This is a genomic window from Veillonella magna DSM 19857, assembly GCF_000428745.1.
Taxonomy (GTDB): domain Bacteria; phylum Bacillota; class Negativicutes; order Veillonellales; family Veillonellaceae; genus Veillonella_A; species Veillonella_A magna.
Window position 1 is genome coordinate 95,293 of the sequence record NZ_AUAN01000007.1, and the last position, 17,221, is coordinate 112,513.

Consider the following 17,221-nt stretch of genomic DNA (forward strand, 5'->3'; position numbering starts at 1 on the left):
AGTCGATGTATATCGTTAGCAATAAGGATACCTTGAATGATGAAGAATGTCAAGAAATTTATTTCAAAAAAAACGGAGCCGCACTTAGGGAGGATGCGGCTCCGCGTGTTCGTACAACAATTGTACTCACGATTAGGTATAGGTATTTAGAGGTTTTAACAGGTAGCCATCTCCATCACTCCGGGATAAAGAGTAACGAGATGTTGAGATTTAAGTTTGTAACTCATTCTCACTTCCCTGTTGTGGTTACATTATAACACCCATATCGAAGGATTTCAATACCCAAATGCAAAAAATATTTAAATTTTTCGATTTAATCAGTCATCTTTCGAACTTTATGAATCCCATCGCGCTCTTATCAAATGTATTCTCTATTACGTAGTCACTAGGTGCCTTTTATTATATACCAGCACAGACTCCATGACGGGGCGAGCTATCTCATACATCATTGCATAGCCTCGCGCATTAGGATGTACATCGCCGGCAAAAATTCCTTTGCCTTGCCGGAGTGCTTCTTTGAGTGGTCCATAAAAATCAACATACGGAAGGTCTTGCTCTCGACAATATGCTTCCAGCTTAGTCGCATAGTCAGCCATAACTTCCTCTTCATCATCGAGTCCACCTTCTATCGGTAAGGGCAAGCCAACAATAATCGATATCCGCTTCTTCGTATCGGTTTGTATCATTTCAATCAATGATTGTAGTTTTCGCAAACAATCATCAGCAGTTCGTCCTTGTAAAATGTCATTGGTTCCACCCATTACCCATACCGCTCCAAAAGAAGACTGCGTGCGATATCGTTCCCACAAAAGTGTAATCGCCTGTAGGCTGGCACCATCCACGCCGGCATTATAACAGGTGTGCGGATATAACTTTTTCTCTAGCAATTCTACCCAACCTTGCCCGTACGGCACATCGTAGCCTCTGGTCAAGCTATCACCTAAAAAAAGTATATGCATAGCGTGTTGCCTCCTTTGTCATTACATGCTACATTCAATCGCCTGATACTATCCTATCATCCGATGGTATTCTACGGCCAACTCGAAAGTACGTTGCGACACCGCCCCTTCATAGATTGACGGCGTATGCTCAGTATGTATTTGTTATAAACAACTGCATATCTTGTTATATGGAAAGTAGCTCGATTCCTTTCCACAACAAATAGGCACCATACACAACAATAAAAGTACCGCATAACCGATTTACACAGGTCAATACCGTACTGTTAATATACGATGCAACACTGCGCACAATAGAGGCTAACCCTACAAACCACACAATGGTAGCCGTAGCAAACCCGCCTACAAAATAATCGGCTTCCGCCGGCCCTATGGAGGCGCGCACCGCTCCGAGCATCATACTTGTATCCAAGATAGCCTGCGGATTGCACCATGTAACCAAGCCCGCCATAGCGATTACTTTTGTTAAAGGAATATCTACATCGGCGCCTTCCAATTGTCCTCGCGCGCGGAGTAAAGCCACGCCCATAACAACGACCAGCGCACCTCCGCCCAATAAAAGAATCAGCTTTGCCCACGGAACCGCGTCTAATAACCAACCGATACCAAAAAACGCCGACAGTGATAAGGAAAGATCAAAGGCGGTAACAATAAGTACTGTTTGTACAATACGATATATACGCTGCGTTAACGCTGTGTTGATCAAAAAAATATTTTGCATACCGATTGGCGCCATCGATGCTAAGCCTAATAAAAAACCTTGTATATAATAATACATAGTCCACACCCCTTTCTCCTACAATACCATTCCCCACCCTCTCTGCATTCAAACCGCATACGCATCAATACACGTATGAAAAGTACCTAACATTCGTTGCCGTACCATGTATGGTACAATTCCATTTATTTTTTTACCAATGCCGGGTCTGCTACGCCGTTAGCCGCAAAAGCCGCGGCTCTATCAATGCACGTACCGCACGTACCGCAAGGTTCGTCGCCGCCTTCGTAACAGCTCCACGTCAATTCATACGGCGTGTGAAGTGTTAGGCCAACACCCACCAGCTGTGCTTTGTTCATAGATGCAAAGGGAGCTTCCACATGCACCTTGTCATACGTACCCAGCGAGATTGCCTTTGTCATAGCCGCAATAAATGCTTCGCTACAATCGGCGTAGGCATTCCCCGCCGCATCATCGGCATGAGCGCCCAAATAAATCGCCACGTCTTCATTTTCGTAAATACTCATGGCCAAACTGGCTACCGCACTGAGCATCAGCCCATTGCGAAACGGCACATAGGTAGATACCATGCCTTCACCGTTTTCTTCAATCTGCTGCGCATAGCTTTTATGTACAATTTCGTCCGTAGACGATTGCAACAGTGAACAATTGGAATATTGCAACACTGCCGCTAAATCCAATTCATAATGAGGCACATCATAATAAGCTGCGATACGCTTTGCACACCGCAGCTCCTTATCGTGCTTTTGCCCATAATATACAGATACCGTGGATACGTTTTCCCGTCCCCATTTATCGATAGCAACCGATATACAGGTCGTAGAATCAACGCCTCCACTGGATAATACAACCGCTTTCATACCTTCTCCTTTTCACAGCTTACCGCAAAGGTCTTTCCTTTATCTCCTTTGGCTTGCGTGGATATTTTTTCGGCGTCATGCCGGTCTTCTTAATATAAATAACAGCGCGCTTATCCGCCAGGGTCGGTAATGTCACCGGACGCACCTCCGCTACAGTGCCGCCCAATATAGACAGCGCCCGTTCGGCTTCCTTAATTTCCTCTTCATAGGCCGCTCCTTTAAGAGCAATTAAATAGCCGCCTTTTCGCACATAAGGAAGCGCCCATTCGGCCAACACATTAAGGCGTGCCACGGCCCGACTGGTTACTATATCATACATGTCCCGATGCTCGATACGATGCGCCATATCTTCGGCACGACCATGTAACGTCGTCACATTGGATAATCCCAATTCCACTGCTACATCCTCCAAAAAGCGGAGCCGCTTCCGAAGAGAATCAAACAAGGTAATGTGCAACTGGGAATCGTAAATCGCTAACGGAATACCCGGAAAGCCGGCACCGGTTCCCAGATCCAGCACCTTACTTTCCGGTACAAATACCACCTTATCGTAGCAGGATAGGGAATCCACCATGTGCTTTACCGCCACCTCATGCGGTTCGGTGATAGCTGTTAAATTCATATATTGATTCGTTTCAACAAGGCGTTCGTAGTACGTAGTAAAGGCAACGGCTTGTTCCTCCGTCAGCGTAATACCGAAAGCTTTCATTTGTGCTGTCACATCAGCGGTAAAGTCCATAGTTATCTCCTCACTGCTTCTATCGTATCATTATCGTCGCCGGTGTTCGGCCATCCTCATCTGTCTGCGGCCTCACGGCCATCCTCTCATATCCTCGTCAAAGATACGCCTAATCCACCGACTGCCTTATCGTTTCATCGCCGGTTACTGCTGCTTGGCTTCATCCCTTCGATATTGCTCCAACTGCACCAGCAATACGGAAATATCCGCCGGCGATACACCTGAAATACGACTGGCTTGGCCAATGGAATGAGGGCGAATCTGTGCTAACTTCTGTCGCGCTTCCAAGGAAATTCCCTTCATCGCTTCGTAATCCCACTGTGCGGGAATAATTTTTTCTTCCAGCTTACGAACCTTTTCCACTTGCTCCATTTGTTTTTTAATGTAACCTTCGTAGGTAATGGAAATATCAATTTCCTCTTCTACGTCCGGCGCATACCGAGGCAAATTAAACGCATCGGCCACCATTCCGTAGGTAAGCTCGTTGCGCTTCACCAAATCATAAGCTGTCATGCCTGTTTTTATCGGTGCTGTTCCCATCGCTTCCAGGCGAGCCTGAATTTCCTTCGTCGGGTTGACCTGCGTTGCTTTAAGGCGTGCCGTTCCTTCTTCAATACATGCCTTCTTAGCCAAGAATCGCTGGTAGCGCTCTTCTGTAACAAGACCTATGGCATAGCCTTTTTCGGTAAGACGCATATCCGCATTATCTTGACGAAGAAGCAGACGGTATTCACTGCGACTGGTCATCATGCGATACGGCTCACGAGTTCCTTTCGTAACGAGATCATCAATGAGTACGCCGATGTACGCTTCCGACCGCGACAAAATAAAAGGCGCCTTGCCTTCGAGGAACAACGCTGCATTAATACCGGCCATAAGTCCTTGCGCGGCTGCCTCTTCATACCCGGACGTACCGTTAGCCTGACCGGCGGAGTACAGTCCTTCGATATGTTTTACCTTCAATGCCGGCGTTAACTGTAACGGATTTAAGCAATCATATTCAATGGCATAGGCAGGGCGCATAATTTCTACATTTTCAAGCCCCGGAATCGTGCGCAAAAAATCATACTGCACATCAATAGGCAAGCTGGTACTCATGCCCTGCACATACATTTCATTGGTTTCGTTGCCTTCCGGCTCCACAAATAATTGGTGCCGTGATTTATCACTGAAGCGGACTACCTTGTCTTCGATAGACGGGCAATACCGCGGCCCCGTCCCTTCGATGGCACCGGTATACATAGGAGCGCGGAATAAATTGTTGCGAATAATTTCATGGGTCTTCGCATTTGTATAGGTCAACCAACATACCTGTTCGTTGCGATCCACCCACTCGGACATAAACGAAAAAGAGCGATGCATGCTATCGCCGGGCTGTTCCGTCATATTCTCCATAGATAAGGTTCGCTTATCTACGCGCGCCGGTGTCCCCGTCTTGAAACGCATTAATTCTAAGCCGTGCTTGCGCAACGAATCAGACAATACTTCCGCCGTACGCTGACCGTTCGGTCCGCCGGTATACGATAAATCGCCGGTAATAATTTTGCCCTTCAAATACGTACCGGTACACAAAATAACTGCCTTTGCCGTATATACTTCGCCCAATTCGCTGACGATGCCCGTTACCTTACCGTCTTCAACGAGAAGCTCGTTTACCATAATTTGTTTAATATTTAAATTCTCTGTATTCTCCAAGGTGTGCTTCATCAAGCGCTGATACGCACCCTTATCGGACTGTGCGCGCAACGCATGCACCGCCGGTCCCTTACCGGTATTGAGCATGCGCATCTGTATGGCCGTCGCATCGGCATTAATCGCCATTTGCCCGCCCAGCGCATCCAATTCATATACCAGATGACTTTTGCCCGGTCCCCCTACGGCAGGGTTACACGGCATAAGTGCAATATTATCTAAATTCAGTGTCGCCATCAACGTACGATGTCCCATACGCGCCGTGGCCAACGCTGCTTCACAGCCTGCATGACCACCGCCGATAACAATCACTTCATAATTGTCTACGTTATACATACTCTCTCCTATTTGCCTAAACAGAAGCGTGAAAACAGCTCATCCACCATGGACTCACGCAAGCTGTCTCCGGTAATATCGCCCAAAGTTTCCCAGGCACTGCGCATATCAGTGACAATAAAATCCACCGATAGACCCGCTTCCAAATTCTCCTTCGCTTGCGTTAATAACGCCAGCGCTGTTTCCATTAAATTAATATGACGAATGTTGCTGAGCATAGCACCGCGATCCCCTTGGACCTCGCCACCGTATACCAGATCTTTAACTACATGACCCAGCACATCCAATCCTTCACCATTAGCGGCGCTGATAGCTGCTACCGCTGCAAAAGGACCATACGGCGCAATATCCTCCGCCGTTATTGCCATAGCTATGTCGGCTTTATTAATAAACACCACCGCTGTACGGCCTTTCAATGTTTCCAAAATATCTTTTTCTTCTTCGCTAAGCGCAGTGGAGCCATCGATGACACAAACAACAATATCCGCCGCCGATACATATTCTTTCGCTCGCTCTACGCCTAACTTTTCCACGATGTCTTCCGTATCGCGAATCCCTGCCGTATCAATAAGCCGCAGAGAAATACCTTCGATTGTCATACCTTCTTCGATGGTATCGCGAGTGGTGCCGGGAATATCCGTCACGATAGCCCGATTCTCCCGAAGCAACGCATTCATCAAGCTTGATTTACCCGCATTCGGTCGTCCTACGATCGCCGTTGTAATTCCTTCCCGCACCATGCGTCCGGATTTAGCCGTAGCTAAAAGGTGCTGCATATCCGCCATAATCGGCGTTAACGAAGCGGCTACCTCTGCCGTTGTTACCTCTTCGATATCCTCTTCCGGATAATCTATGGTCACTTCCAAGCGGGCCACCATAGTAAGCAGCTCCTCTCGTAAACGGCGAATCCACGTAGCCAGTGTGCCGTCTAATTGCTCAACCGCCACACCTAACGCTGCTTCGCCGTTGGCCTCGATAATATCGATAACCGCCTCTGCCTGCGTCAAGTCAATGCGCCCGTTCAAAAAAGCCCGTTTCGTAAATTCTCCGGGCTCCGCCAATCGTGCTCCGCTACTTAGCACTAACCGCAACAGCTCACGCACTACCACCGGCCCGCCGTGACATTGAATTTCGATAACATCCTCCGCCGTATACGAATGTGGACCCTTCATAAGGAGTAACAACACTTCATCCACAGTGCGTCCCGTCTTCGGATCCACGATACGGCCATACTGAATACTGCGATTCGGTCGCTCCGTAAGCGGCACCGCTGATTTACCGGCAAACAGAGTATCCACCAATGGAAACGCCTTCGCGCCACTAACGCGAATAATGCCTACGCCGCCCACACCCGGTGCCGTTGCAATGGCGGCAATCGTATCCTCCGTAAACATAATACACCTCACTATCCGCTCATGGGCGGATTCCATCCATACAGCACCGTAGCCATCGCTGCAGTACCGACGGACACATTATATCAAAAAACGCAAAGAGAACCCGAGACAAGCTCGGGTTCCGTTGTACAGTCATTATAATCGCTGCTATGATCGCCGCGCTTAGCGCTTATAGGCGATAACCACGTGACGATACGGTTCTTCACCTTCACTGTCCGTCACAATATGAGGTTCGTTTTGTAAAGTTAAATGAATAATTTTACGCTCGAACGCATTCATCGGCTCCAACGAAATCTTTTGACGACTCCGTTTTACCTTATCGCCCAAACGGCGCGCCAGCTGTACCAGCGTATCTTCACGGCGCGAACGATAATGCTCTACGTCCACCACGATATGGCAACGTCCCTTCACATCTTTGTTCGCCACCAAATTGGTTAAATACTGAATGGCATCCAATGTCTGTCCATGCTTGCCGATCAAAATTCCCAAATCATCCCCGTGAATTTGGAATGTGATTCGTCCTTCGGTAGTCATTTTTTCAATAGCCACCGCCAGACCCATCTTGGCAAACATATCCGTCAAGAACTGCTTACCCTTATCGGCAATAGCCATCTGGTCTTCTTTGGTAAGTCCCGGTTTTTCCGGCTTTGCCGTTACCTCTTCCGATGGGCTCGTTTCTTCCGTAGCCACCGGCGTTTCATCGACGGATTCATTCACATCCGCCTCTTCTGCTACCGTGTCGGACGTATCCGCTACAGCAACGGTTTCCTCCACAACAATTTCATCGGCCTTAGCCGTTTCGGTGAGTACCGATGCTACCGTAGGCATTTCGATATCTTCAAAATATAGGCGAACAATCGCCGGCCGCCGACCGATACCTAAAAATCCCGACGACGGCTGTTCGATAACCTTTGTCTCCGTAATGCGTCTGCCTTCAGCAGTAAGCTGCGCCTCGCCCTTAGCAATGGCTTCTTCCAACGTCTTAGCCGATACCTCGATATGATCCATGCTTACGCCTCCTTAGCACCATCGTTTCTGAAGATAAAGAATTGCTGAATGAGCTGGAATATATTAGATACTACCCAGTAAATAACAAGGCCGCTAGGGAAGTTCAAGCTGATGTAGCCGATAAACAGCGGCATGAAAATAAGCATAATTTTCTGCTGACCACCCACATCCGACGTGGACGTTTGCTTACTCATCACATAGGTAGAAAGCGCACTCAACACAGGCAAAATGTAAAGCGGGTCCGTTTCGCCGAGGCTCGGAAGCCACAAAAAGCTTTCATACGTCGGATCATACGGATATCCCTGCAACGCATAGAAAATAGCAATCAAGAACGGCATCTGCACTAAAAGCGGCAAGCAACCGGACAGTGGATTAATGCCCATTGTCTTATACAAATTGGCAATTTCCATCTGTGCCCGCTTCGGGTCATTCTTATATTTGTTCTGAATTTCCTTCATCTTAGGCTGCAATACCTGCATGCCCTTCATGGACTTGATCTGCTTTACTGTAAGCGGCGCCAAAATAGCTTTAATAGCTATTGTCAAAATAATGATGGCAATCCCGTAGCTAGGGAAACCTACCATCTGCGTCAGGTTATAGCAATACCCGAGCAACGTCCGCATAAAATCAACTAACACCTGAAAAATTTCCAATCGTCTTCTCCTATTTTCGTAACCTGGCGTACCCATGGCTCCTTGCCTGTTCATACTTGGTTATGGTCTAAATTTCATCCATACAAACAGTTCGGTATTTCCACATCTGTGCTATGGCACGGGATCGTAGCCGCCCTTGTTAAAAGGGTGACAACGCAAAATGCGTCTAATCCCGAGATAGCTACCTTTAAAGGGGCCGTATTTGCGTAATGCCTCTAGGGTATACGCCGAACATGTAGGGTAAAAGCGGCAGCTTCTGGGCTTTAGCGGAGATATACAGTAGCGATATACCAGCACCAATCCGATAAGCATCGTATTCAACATATAGCTTAGGTACTTCATACCGGTCACTCTCCTTTGAAAGTCAACACCGTTTCATCTACAGAATCTTCCTATATCATGTATAAACTATCCATCAAAATATGATAGTTACAAAGGATTAAGAAACATAATTAGACGACTCAATTCTTTAACAGCTTTAACTTTCTAAACAGATTCATAATCTCCTGTTCCGCCTCCGCATAGGTGGCCTTAGCCAAATAGGCCCTACCGACGATGACGATGGCATATCCCTCACGCAGTTCATGCTGATGCAGACGATATACCTCTTTCATCAGACGCCGCGCCCGGTTGCGCTCTACTGCGCAGCCCACCTTTTTACCGGTGACAAAGCCGATGCGCGTAGGCTGCTTAGCTACGGGCATGCGATACACCACGCAAAGCTTACCTACCTCATATTTACCGTGTTTATACACGAGGCGATACTCATTGTTTTTTCTGATTCGCCGTGCTTTATCTAAACCGTTCATCATCTCACCCTATACCTGAGAATAGAAAAACTTGGCAGCAGTGCCAAGTTTTTTCTCCTGCCTAAAAGCTATTATGTTATGCGGACAATTTCTTTCTGCCCTTTGCACGTCTTCTCTTCAATACAAGACGGCCACCAATGGTCTTCATGCGTTCGCGGAAACCGTGCGTACGTTTTCTCCAAAGCGTATTCGGCTGATAAGTACGTTTCATGTGTAGAACACCTCCTCGCAATCAGTGTAGTAATTACGTATACCATAACAGCATAATTATATGTATAAAAGCCCATTCTGTCAAGGAAATAACACTGTGAACCTAATCGCTTCCCAGGGCTAACGATGCATCGAAAAGTGGCATATATAAGTCGCAGGCATGTCATTCGCCAGACCTGACTGCCGAGGCTTATATACGCCACTATAATCCTATTCGCCTAAGAAGCGCTTAGCTTCACAATAATTGACCATGCCTTCCACGACTTTTTTAGCGGCGCGCATCGCCAGCACCACCGTAGCCGGTTTATGCACTACATCACCGCCGGCAAATACGCCCTTGCGGCTCGTCATACCATACGGCATTTCACGGGTTACCACATAACCGTCCTTGTTGACCTCGATTCCGTTACCGGGTCCTACCAAACGGGAATTCGGTTTATGGCCGATGGCAATAATAATTTTATCTGCCGGAATGACACCATACTCACCGGTAGGCGTTACACTGCCATCTTCGTTCGGTGCCTGTACTTCATAACGAAGACCTTCTACCACCTTATCGCCGACGACTTCCTTCGGCGATGCGTAGAACTTAAATTCCACGTCTTCTGCCTTAGCCTCTTCGTACTCGGATTTTAGAGCCGACATATTTTCTTCGCCCCGTCGATACGCTACCGTAACCTTGGAAGCCCCTAAGCGCACACAGGTACGTGCCGCATCCATAGCCACATTACCGGCACCGATAACCACCACGCGATCACCGGCGCTGACCGGAATCGCATCCTCGCCGACACGACCATTTTGATGTAACTGTACCGCCGTTAACAATGCCATCGCCTGCAATACACCGGGCTTATCATCGCCGGGCATGGGAAGCTCCATCGGCACATGCGTACCGGTGGCAATGAAAATCGCATCATAGCCTTCTTCAAACAAAGAATCTATCGTCTTGTCAGGACCGATAACCGTATTGCATTCAAACACAACGCCCAGCCCTTTAAGGCGATTGATTTCGCGGCGCACCACTTCTTTGCTGAGGCGGAACTCCGGAATCCCGTAAAGCAAAATGCCACCGGGCTCTTCCTGCCGCTCAAAAATCGTCACCTCATAACCAAGGCGGGCCATGTCACCGGCTACCGTAAGACCGGCCGGGCCGGATCCGATAATCCCGATTTTACCTTGATCCTTAATGATCATCTTCTGCTTGCGCAAACCATGTTCACTTTCAAAATCGGCAGCAAACCGTTCTAACTTGCCGATATTAATCGGCTTATTAGCGCGATTCAAAATACAATGCCCTTCACACTGCTTTTCCCGCGGACACACGCGACCGCAAACGGCCGGTAAATTACTGCGTTCCGCAATAATATCGTTAGCCTCGCCAAAATTGCCGCGCGCAATGGCGTGGATAAAACGAGGGATTTCATTTTCAATCGGACAGCCCGTACGGCACAACGGTTTAGCACAATTAAGGCACCGCTTTGCTTCGGCCAATGCTTCTTCCAAGGTATAGTCCTTATCTATTTCCATTTGCTTCAACAATTCATCTGTCATCGGAGGACCTCCTACGTAAAACTATGCTAGAGTATCTCGGCTGAAGATCATCTATCTCTCTCCCAGTGTAGCATGATTCCCGCAAACTTTCATTGTTCCATAGACCAATTTACAGCCCTTTGCCGGACACTACTTTCTCCATACCTATAGCCTAACCGATATTATCTATGTTGTCTGTTGTTATAGCTACAAAAATAACCACGCAGCACGACGCTGCATGGTTATTGGTTTCTGGTGCGCCCAAGAGGAATCGAACCTCCGACACACAGTTTAGGAAACTGTTGCTCTATCCTACTGAGCTATGAGCGCATATCCTTATTTATTATAAACACAGACGATAGTATCGTGCAATAGGTACCTAGAAACATTATATGTTAATCATCTATATTATGCTATATTATGCCGTAATATGTAGTACTCATCTGTCGTACGAAAATCTCTTATGAAAAATAGCTTATAAAAATCAGCTTATAAAAAACAGCTGTGGATGGCTTGTTACAAGGATATACGCACAGTGAATACCTAAAGTTGTTCACAAGTTATCCACTAAACAGCCGACTTATTCACTTTTACATTCCATTTATTCACAAACTATCCACAACTTATTCACATCTTTATGTGGATAACTGCACTTGCATTGCTATCCACTAAAAAACGGTACCTTGCCTCCGTTCGTTACGAAGCAAACTACCGTTTCTACGCTATGCTATTATTCAGGAAATTTAAACTCACCGTTTACTTCTGCGGGACGACTCCAATCTACCTGCACACCGATGCGTACCCACATACGTGTCAATGCTAATTTTAAATTTTCCAAGGAATCTAACGGATGAATATCCACTGTTTCGTACGTATCAAGACCTACCGCATTTTCTACGGCCTGCGATTCCTGCAAATAGTTCTTAACCTGTTCCACGCGCTGCGCATCCGGCAATACCACATCTACCGTCTTAGCATCTTTATCATACGCGATATAACCGCGTTGGTTTACATCATACTGAATTGCATAATACGCTACATTACTCATTCTGCTAACCTCTTTCTTTTACCATTGCTGCTTACTCCCCTGTAATAGGTGTGATAGGTACGCAACTATGCTATTCTTTATACTTCTATTTAACCACAAAAGGGAGTGCTCTAGCAATGTTTAATTCTGCATAGGAACGAGTCCAACCGTCACGCAAGATATACCAAACTCTGCACTATACCTTCAATTCGTATGTGTGCACATCCAAATACCGACCGTGCTTATAGCCTACTTCATGCATGGTCCCTACAAATGTAAAGCCGAATTTTTTATGTAAGGCCATGCTTACTTCATTGGTGCCGGTGATGAGCGAAATAATTAAATGCGTCCGCTCATCGCGCCGTGCTTCCTCGATGATCGCTTCCATCAAGGCCGCACCGACTCCCTTGCCGCGCGCCGCCGGCGATACATATACGGACAATTCGACCGTCGAAGTATACGCCGCCTTAGCATTGTAGGTAGATAATGACGCATATCCCACCGTAGCTCCGTTTACTACTGCCACCAATAACGGGTGATTACAATCCGGGCGATTATGCGCCTCCAGCCACACCTTACGCTCCTCCCATGTTTTCGGTTCCGTATCAAAGGTAGCCACCCCATGTTCGATTTCATAATTGTAAATAGCGAGCAATACCGCTATATCGGCATGCGTCGCTTGTCGGATTGTAATTGCTTGCATATACATCGCCTCTCTTTCTACCACGCAACTGTTTCTCAATGATTTACTTCACGTTACAGAAAGAGCACCCTTGCCACAGCAACAGTGCTCTTGTCATCTCTATTAATTATCCCATTTGTAAATCCTATTACTCCGCCGCACGTTCATCATCGGCAGCATCCTCCACCTCTTCCGGCGGACGACGGGTAATCATGATTTTATCAATACGGGCATTGTCCATATCGACAATTTCAAAATGGTATTCGTCCCAATCGCATGCATCGGTTTCGCGAGGGATGCGCCCGAAAAGATAAGTCACAAAACCGCCGATGGTTTTGTATAAATCATCTTCTTCGCCGGGCAATTCCTTAGTAATCGAAAAGTACTCTTTTAATTCGTCAATGTTAAGCAAGCCATCGACGAGCCACGTACCATCTTCGCGCTGAATAATACGATTTTCTTCTTCTTGGCGCTCTTCTTCGCCGGACGGCATAAGACCGACGATTTCTTCCATAATATCATGAAGCGTAACAAGCCCGCTGAAGCCACCGAATTCATCAAGTACCACCGCTTCGTGAACGCCTTCCGTACGAAATAAATCAAGCAGCTTCACAAGACCGATGGATTCCGGCACCATAAGAGGACGCTTAACATTTTCTTTAACAATAGCCACCAACGACTTCGGCGACGCTTCGCCTTGTTCACGCAAATAATCGCGGAACACATCGGACACCGTAATCAAGCCTTGCAGCTCATCCAGCGAATCAATCCCTACAGGCAGGCGATAATGATTGGAATTGCACAGCATGTCCTGAATATATTCGGGATCACTGTTAAGATCAATCCATTTCAGCTGTGTACGCGGTGTCATAACGTCACCGGCACTGCGATCGGCCAGACGGAAAATATTGTCTACCAAAATCGGTTCTTCTTTTTCAAATGCCCCCAACTCGACCCCTTGGGTAAGCATCTTGTTAATTTCCGATTCCGTCACCGGCGCTTCCTCTTTATCGTGCACGCCCATTAATTTTAAAAGCCCCGTTGTCGATACACTGAGCAATGCTACCAAGGGCTTGGCAATGATAGCGAACCCATGCATGGGACGAGCCATGATGATAGCTATACGCTCAGGTGCGTTCAACGCTAATCGCTTCGGCACCAGTTCGCCCACAATCAGCGACAAATACGTCGTCAATGAAACAATAATAATGGGACTCAGCGAATCTGCATACGGTGCCATAGCCGGAATGTATTCTTTCACTGCCTTAGCCATCGGCTCGGATAGCGCCGCTCCCGAATACAAACCGGTAACAATACCGATTAAGGTAATCCCGATCTGTATGGTAGAAAACATCTGATTAGGATCCTCTGCCAGCTGTATCGCCCGTTGCGCCCCTTTACTACCGCGCTCCGCACTGTCTTCCAATAATCCTTTACGCGCATTTACTATTGCCAGTTCTGTCATGGAGAATATGCCGTTTGCAATAATCAACAGCAAAATAATCAATATCTCCAGACCAACGTCACCGTCCACTCACGTATCACTCTCCTATCTGATTCAGTGGATTATACAAATGCTTTTCTTCATAGTATAGCATATATGAGGCAATAAAGAAACGCAGGGTCCGTATATAAAAGGATTGGTCGCTAGGCATCGCAAGTCAGGTCTTGCGAATGATATTGCTCAGTCCTAACGACCAATCCTTTTTCCCTCGGAACTGTGTTTCTTTTCCATATATGGCAGCAGGCCGTCAGGTCTTACGAATGACATGCCTTCGATACGTCCCTTTCCGTTTCCCCTGGAACTGTGTTTCTTTTTCCATATATGACAGCAGGCCGTCAGGTCTTGCGAATGACGTTGCTCAGTCCTAGCGACCAATCCTTTTTCCCTCGGAGCTGTGTTTCTTTTTAGTACGGTGTTCTATCTCCACACCTATGCGTTAATAACAGCCAATGCACCTGCGCATGCCGGGCAGTCGCAATATGCAGCCCCTTTGCTCTTGATGTCCAGCGCATGGATATGCAACTGCTCTGCTAATTCACTACCGAACAAAGCGATGCCGTCCGGCGAAGCAGTAAAGGCAATCAGCTGATCAACGGTAATAATATCTGCTTTCGCTTCCTTTACCAATGCCTCCCACGCAGCAGCTTCCGTATCCGTGCCTACCGTATCAAGCCATGCTTGGCCTACTTTCTTCAGCCCTTCATAACATGACTGCGCAGCTATCATAGATTGTACTGTTTGCACCATTGTATCCTGTTTCATATGATGAACTCCTCCTTTATCGGTTACATAGCGACGTCGTAGTAATCCGGCATTGCCTTATACTACTGATGTTACTATATCGTAACGACCAATAAAAGTAAAGTACATTATTTTTATAAAGTAATATGTTAGTTACTTATTAAAAGGATACATGCTATTTGTTTTCTAACAACTGCTGTACCAACGCTTTCAACTCAGCCACTTCCTGCTGCAGTTGATCATTCTTAGCGCCCAAACGCTGATTGGTTTCTGCTAATTGTTGATTCGTCGCGTCCAGTTGCTTTTGTAATTTATCATTAGCATCGGTTAGCGATTGGTTTGTTGTTTCCAATGACTGTACACGCTTCGTCAACGCCTTATTGTTGGCCAGTGCTACACGATGTTCGCCACCGGAACCAAAGGCAAAGCCGACTCCGCCGGACAAGCCCCATTTACCGGTACTGTCGTAAGAGGTAGACAAGCGATACGAAATATCTCTCGTCGTATTAACGCCGGACACGCCAATAGCTACCGCTGATTCACCGCCGTACGATCCTACCCCGGCACCAATCATAACGTTGCCGTCATTTAGGTTCGTGATCATCGGAATGCCTGCTGCCGCCAATGCACCGGCCGTACCGGCATTCGCTCGCTTCGAAATTTCGGATAGTCGTTCGCCGACTTTCTCCGTTACCTTAGCAAACTGATTCATCGTCACCGCATCCGTCGGACCTTCGCCATCCGCTAAACCGGTTAGCTTTTTGCCGCCTAAATCAAGCCCTTCTTCTGTCAATGTCAACGTCGTATGATTACCGTTGGCATCGGACGGACCAGAAATAGAAGTAATCCCTTTCAAGTCTGCCTTCAAACCATAACTGATAATACCGTTTTCACCGGACGTTACCGTAAGGTTATCATCTGACGCACGGAAATCAAAACCCTTGTCCAATGTTACCTTTTTAGAAGCTTCATCATTGCCTGCTTTATAAGCAACATGTAACGCTTCTGCCATTGTATCGCTGTTTATACCAATGGTGTAGTTATCGTGACCGTCTTTTGTGCCCTTTGTTACCGTAATCGGACCATCCGCATTTTCCGTCAATGTCGTTTTAGACGCATTTACTTTTTCAGTAATCGATGTATTAATATCTCCGGTAATTTTACCTTTAACCGTTTCCACATAATCGTATACGGCACCGCCGGTAACCACATGAGTATCGTCTTTTACAACCGAATCCGCTTTATTCAAACTCAGCGCTACACCATTGTCAGTGGCCTTTGTCGTAATGTCTTCATTGCCGGTAATAGCAAAGTTGATGCCGCCCTCTTGATTCAAATTCTGTGACGCTGTTTTGCTATTGTTATCACCGGTAAGGGTAATCGTATTATTACCAACCTTTGTCACTTCTTCAGTGATTATCTGTGTAATACCATCCTTAGCCTCTTTGATTTTACTGTCTACTTGGCCTACGGTCGCCGCATCCTTACCATCTTTCCCCTCGGCAATATTGCTGATAATTTTACCGCCAAGGTCGATACCTTTTTCGGTAATGGTAATCGTTGTGGAACTACCATCCTTTCCGGTAGGGCCGGTAATAGAGGTAATCCCTGTCAGATTCGGATTTAATCCGTACACAATCTCGCCGTCTTCATCAGAAGATACCGTTACATTCGAATCCTTGGCTTTGAAAGTAAATCCTTTGGCCAAGCTTACCGATTGCTGCGCACCCTCACCAATTCTATAACTGATATTAGTCGCTTCCGCTAATTTCTCACCGTTAAAGCCAACGGTATATACATCATGATTTGTTCCATCTGTAGATATCGTCTTAGTAACCGTGATAGCGCTCTGACCATCGGCTGCTTTCACTTCCGTTTTACTTGCCTTAGCTTTGCTATCTACTTCCGTCTTACTATACGTTTCTTCCTTGCTGTATACATTAAGTTTATTTCGCCAGCTGGTTACATTATCATCAGTAAGATTCGACGCATCCACCTTCGCAAAGTCATCGTTCAACGAGGTTTTCATTTCGTTTTCTAACTTCGTTGTATCGATGGACAACGTATAGCTGTTGCCTGTAAGATCGTCGCTTTCCGTAGCGGTTGCTGTCAAGATACCATTTGTTGCCGGATCTACAGCTACCTTCGTCTTAGCACCTGTTACTGCATTATATACAGCACTTGAGGTAACAACTTTATTTGCGTCATCACCAGTATTAGTAACAGACGCTGCCTTATTAAGGCTCAAAGCTACACCATCATTAGAGGCTGTTGTGGTAATGTCAGTATTGCCGGTAATAGCAAAGCTAATACCGCCATCTTTATTCAGCATTTGCTT

The 17,221-nt window shown here is 46.7% G+C and carries 17 protein-coding genes and 1 tRNA gene; all 18 read right to left on the minus strand.

What is annotated here, in order from left to right; translation table 11 throughout:
- Nucleotides 1-374: 374 nt before the first annotated feature.
- On the minus strand, nt 375-959 hold the full coding sequence (locus G344_RS0103345; protein ID WP_028254957.1) for an SGNH/GDSL hydrolase family protein: 585 nt from the start codon (nt 957-959) through the stop codon (nt 375-377).
- 166 nt (nt 960-1,125) lie between these two features.
- Nucleotides 1,126-1,737 (minus strand): LysE/ArgO family amino acid transporter, encoded by a 612-nt coding sequence (locus G344_RS0103350; protein WP_028254958.1) that lies wholly within the window; start codon nt 1,735-1,737, stop codon nt 1,126-1,128.
- Nucleotides 1,738-1,862: 125 nt separating this feature from the next.
- Entirely contained in the window at nt 1,863-2,558 is a 696-nt protein-coding gene (gene queC, locus G344_RS0103355; protein WP_028254959.1) for a 7-cyano-7-deazaguanine synthase QueC, read from the minus strand.
- Nucleotides 2,559-2,577: 19 nt separating this feature from the next.
- Complete coding sequence (gene rsmG / locus G344_RS0103360; protein WP_038154840.1) at nt 2,578-3,297, minus strand: 16S rRNA (guanine(527)-N(7))-methyltransferase RsmG; 720 nt, start codon at nt 3,295-3,297, stop codon at nt 2,578-2,580.
- Nucleotides 3,298-3,441: 144 nt separating this feature from the next.
- On the minus strand, nt 3,442-5,325 hold the full coding sequence (gene mnmG / locus G344_RS0103365; RefSeq protein ID WP_028254961.1) for a tRNA uridine-5-carboxymethylaminomethyl(34) synthesis enzyme MnmG: 1,884 nt from the start codon (nt 5,323-5,325) through the stop codon (nt 3,442-3,444).
- 8 nt (nt 5,326-5,333) lie between these two features.
- Entirely contained in the window at nt 5,334-6,719 is a 1,386-nt protein-coding gene (mnmE, locus tag G344_RS0103370; protein ID WP_028254962.1) for a tRNA uridine-5-carboxymethylaminomethyl(34) synthesis GTPase MnmE, read from the minus strand.
- Between the two features lie 162 nt (nt 6,720-6,881).
- The gene (jag, locus tag G344_RS0103375) at nt 6,882-7,727 is read right to left on the minus strand and encodes an RNA-binding cell elongation regulator Jag/EloR (protein WP_028254963.1); all 846 of its coding nucleotides are present in this window, start codon (nt 7,725-7,727) and stop codon (nt 6,882-6,884) included.
- A gap of 2 nt (nt 7,728-7,729) precedes the next feature.
- Nucleotides 7,730-8,350, minus strand: coding sequence for a YidC/Oxa1 family membrane protein insertase (locus G344_RS0103380; RefSeq protein WP_051245718.1), 621 nt, complete (start codon nt 8,348-8,350; stop codon nt 7,730-7,732).
- A gap of 141 nt (nt 8,351-8,491) precedes the next feature.
- The gene (gene yidD, locus G344_RS11670; protein WP_239447865.1) at nt 8,492-8,704 is read right to left on the minus strand and encodes a membrane protein insertion efficiency factor YidD; all 213 of its coding nucleotides are present in this window, start codon (nt 8,702-8,704) and stop codon (nt 8,492-8,494) included.
- 137 nt (nt 8,705-8,841) lie between these two features.
- The gene (gene rnpA, locus G344_RS0103385; protein ID WP_038154842.1) at nt 8,842-9,189 is read right to left on the minus strand and encodes a ribonuclease P protein component; all 348 of its coding nucleotides are present in this window, start codon (nt 9,187-9,189) and stop codon (nt 8,842-8,844) included.
- Between the two features lie 76 nt (nt 9,190-9,265).
- Nucleotides 9,266-9,400, minus strand: a complete 135-nt coding sequence (gene rpmH / locus G344_RS0103390) for a 50S ribosomal protein L34 (protein ID WP_006555255.1) — start codon at nt 9,398-9,400, stop codon at nt 9,266-9,268.
- 209 nt (nt 9,401-9,609) lie between these two features.
- A complete protein-coding gene (locus tag G344_RS0103395; RefSeq protein WP_028254966.1) occupies nt 9,610-10,950 on the minus strand; it encodes an NAD(P)-dependent oxidoreductase in 1,341 nt (446 codons plus the stop codon).
- 232 nt (nt 10,951-11,182) lie between these two features.
- A tRNA-Arg gene (locus G344_RS0103400) sits at nt 11,183-11,259 on the minus strand.
- 400 nt (nt 11,260-11,659) lie between these two features.
- On the minus strand, nt 11,660-11,977 hold the full coding sequence (locus G344_RS0103405) for a hypothetical protein (RefSeq protein ID WP_028254967.1): 318 nt from the start codon (nt 11,975-11,977) through the stop codon (nt 11,660-11,662).
- A gap of 175 nt (nt 11,978-12,152) precedes the next feature.
- Nucleotides 12,153-12,659, minus strand: coding sequence for a GNAT family N-acetyltransferase (locus tag G344_RS0103410; protein ID WP_028254968.1), 507 nt, complete (start codon nt 12,657-12,659; stop codon nt 12,153-12,155).
- A gap of 127 nt (nt 12,660-12,786) precedes the next feature.
- Nucleotides 12,787-14,172 carry a hemolysin family protein gene (locus G344_RS0103415; RefSeq protein WP_028254969.1) on the minus strand — a complete coding sequence of 462 codons (1,386 nt, stop codon included), beginning with the start codon at nt 14,170-14,172 and terminating at the stop codon, nt 12,787-12,789.
- 399 nt (nt 14,173-14,571) lie between these two features.
- On the minus strand, nt 14,572-14,904 hold the full coding sequence (locus G344_RS12325; RefSeq protein WP_028254970.1) for a hypothetical protein: 333 nt from the start codon (nt 14,902-14,904) through the stop codon (nt 14,572-14,574).
- Between the two features lie 154 nt (nt 14,905-15,058).
- On the minus strand, nt 15,059-17,221 hold a 2,163-nt coding region (locus G344_RS0103425), incomplete at its 5' end, for a YadA-like family protein (RefSeq protein ID WP_028254971.1).

Bases quoted from the DNA above. Each gene is read 5' to 3' on its own strand.
- G344_RS0103345 (WP_028254957.1), bottom strand. From the start codon at position 959: ATGCATATACTTTTTTTAGGTGATAGCTTGACCAGAGGCTACGATGTG.
- G344_RS0103350 (WP_028254958.1), bottom strand. From the start codon at position 1,737: ATGTATTATTATATACAAGGTTTTTTATTAGGCTTAGCATCGATGGCG.
- queC (WP_028254959.1), bottom strand. From the start codon at position 2,558: ATGAAAGCGGTTGTATTATCCAGTGGAGGCGTTGATTCTACGACCTGT.
- rsmG (WP_038154840.1), bottom strand. From the start codon at position 3,297: ATGGACTTTACCGCTGATGTGACAGCACAAATGAAAGCTTTCGGTATT.
- mnmG (WP_028254961.1), bottom strand. From the start codon at position 5,325: ATGTATAACGTAGACAATTATGAAGTGATTGTTATCGGCGGTGGTCAT.
- mnmE (WP_028254962.1), bottom strand. From the start codon at position 6,719: ATGTTTACGGAGGATACGATTGCCGCCATTGCAACGGCACCGGGTGTG.
- jag (WP_028254963.1), bottom strand. From the start codon at position 7,727: ATGGATCATATCGAGGTATCGGCTAAGACGTTGGAAGAAGCCATTGCT.
- G344_RS0103380 (WP_051245718.1), bottom strand. From the start codon at position 8,350: ATGCGGACGTTGCTCGGGTATTGCTATAACCTGACGCAGATGGTAGGT.
- yidD (WP_239447865.1), bottom strand. From the start codon at position 8,704: ATGTTGAATACGATGCTTATCGGATTGGTGCTGGTATATCGCTACTGT.
- rnpA (WP_038154842.1), bottom strand. From the start codon at position 9,189: ATGAACGGTTTAGATAAAGCACGGCGAATCAGAAAAAACAATGAGTAT.
- rpmH (WP_006555255.1), bottom strand. From the start codon at position 9,400: ATGAAACGTACTTATCAGCCGAATACGCTTTGGAGAAAACGTACGCAC.
- G344_RS0103395 (WP_028254966.1), bottom strand. From the start codon at position 10,950: ATGACAGATGAATTGTTGAAGCAAATGGAAATAGATAAGGACTATACC.
- G344_RS0103405 (WP_028254967.1), bottom strand. From the start codon at position 11,977: ATGAGTAATGTAGCGTATTATGCAATTCAGTATGATGTAAACCAACGC.
- G344_RS0103410 (WP_028254968.1), bottom strand. From the start codon at position 12,659: ATGCAAGCAATTACAATCCGACAAGCGACGCATGCCGATATAGCGGTA.
- G344_RS12325 (WP_028254970.1), bottom strand. From the start codon at position 14,904: ATGAAACAGGATACAATGGTGCAAACAGTACAATCTATGATAGCTGCG.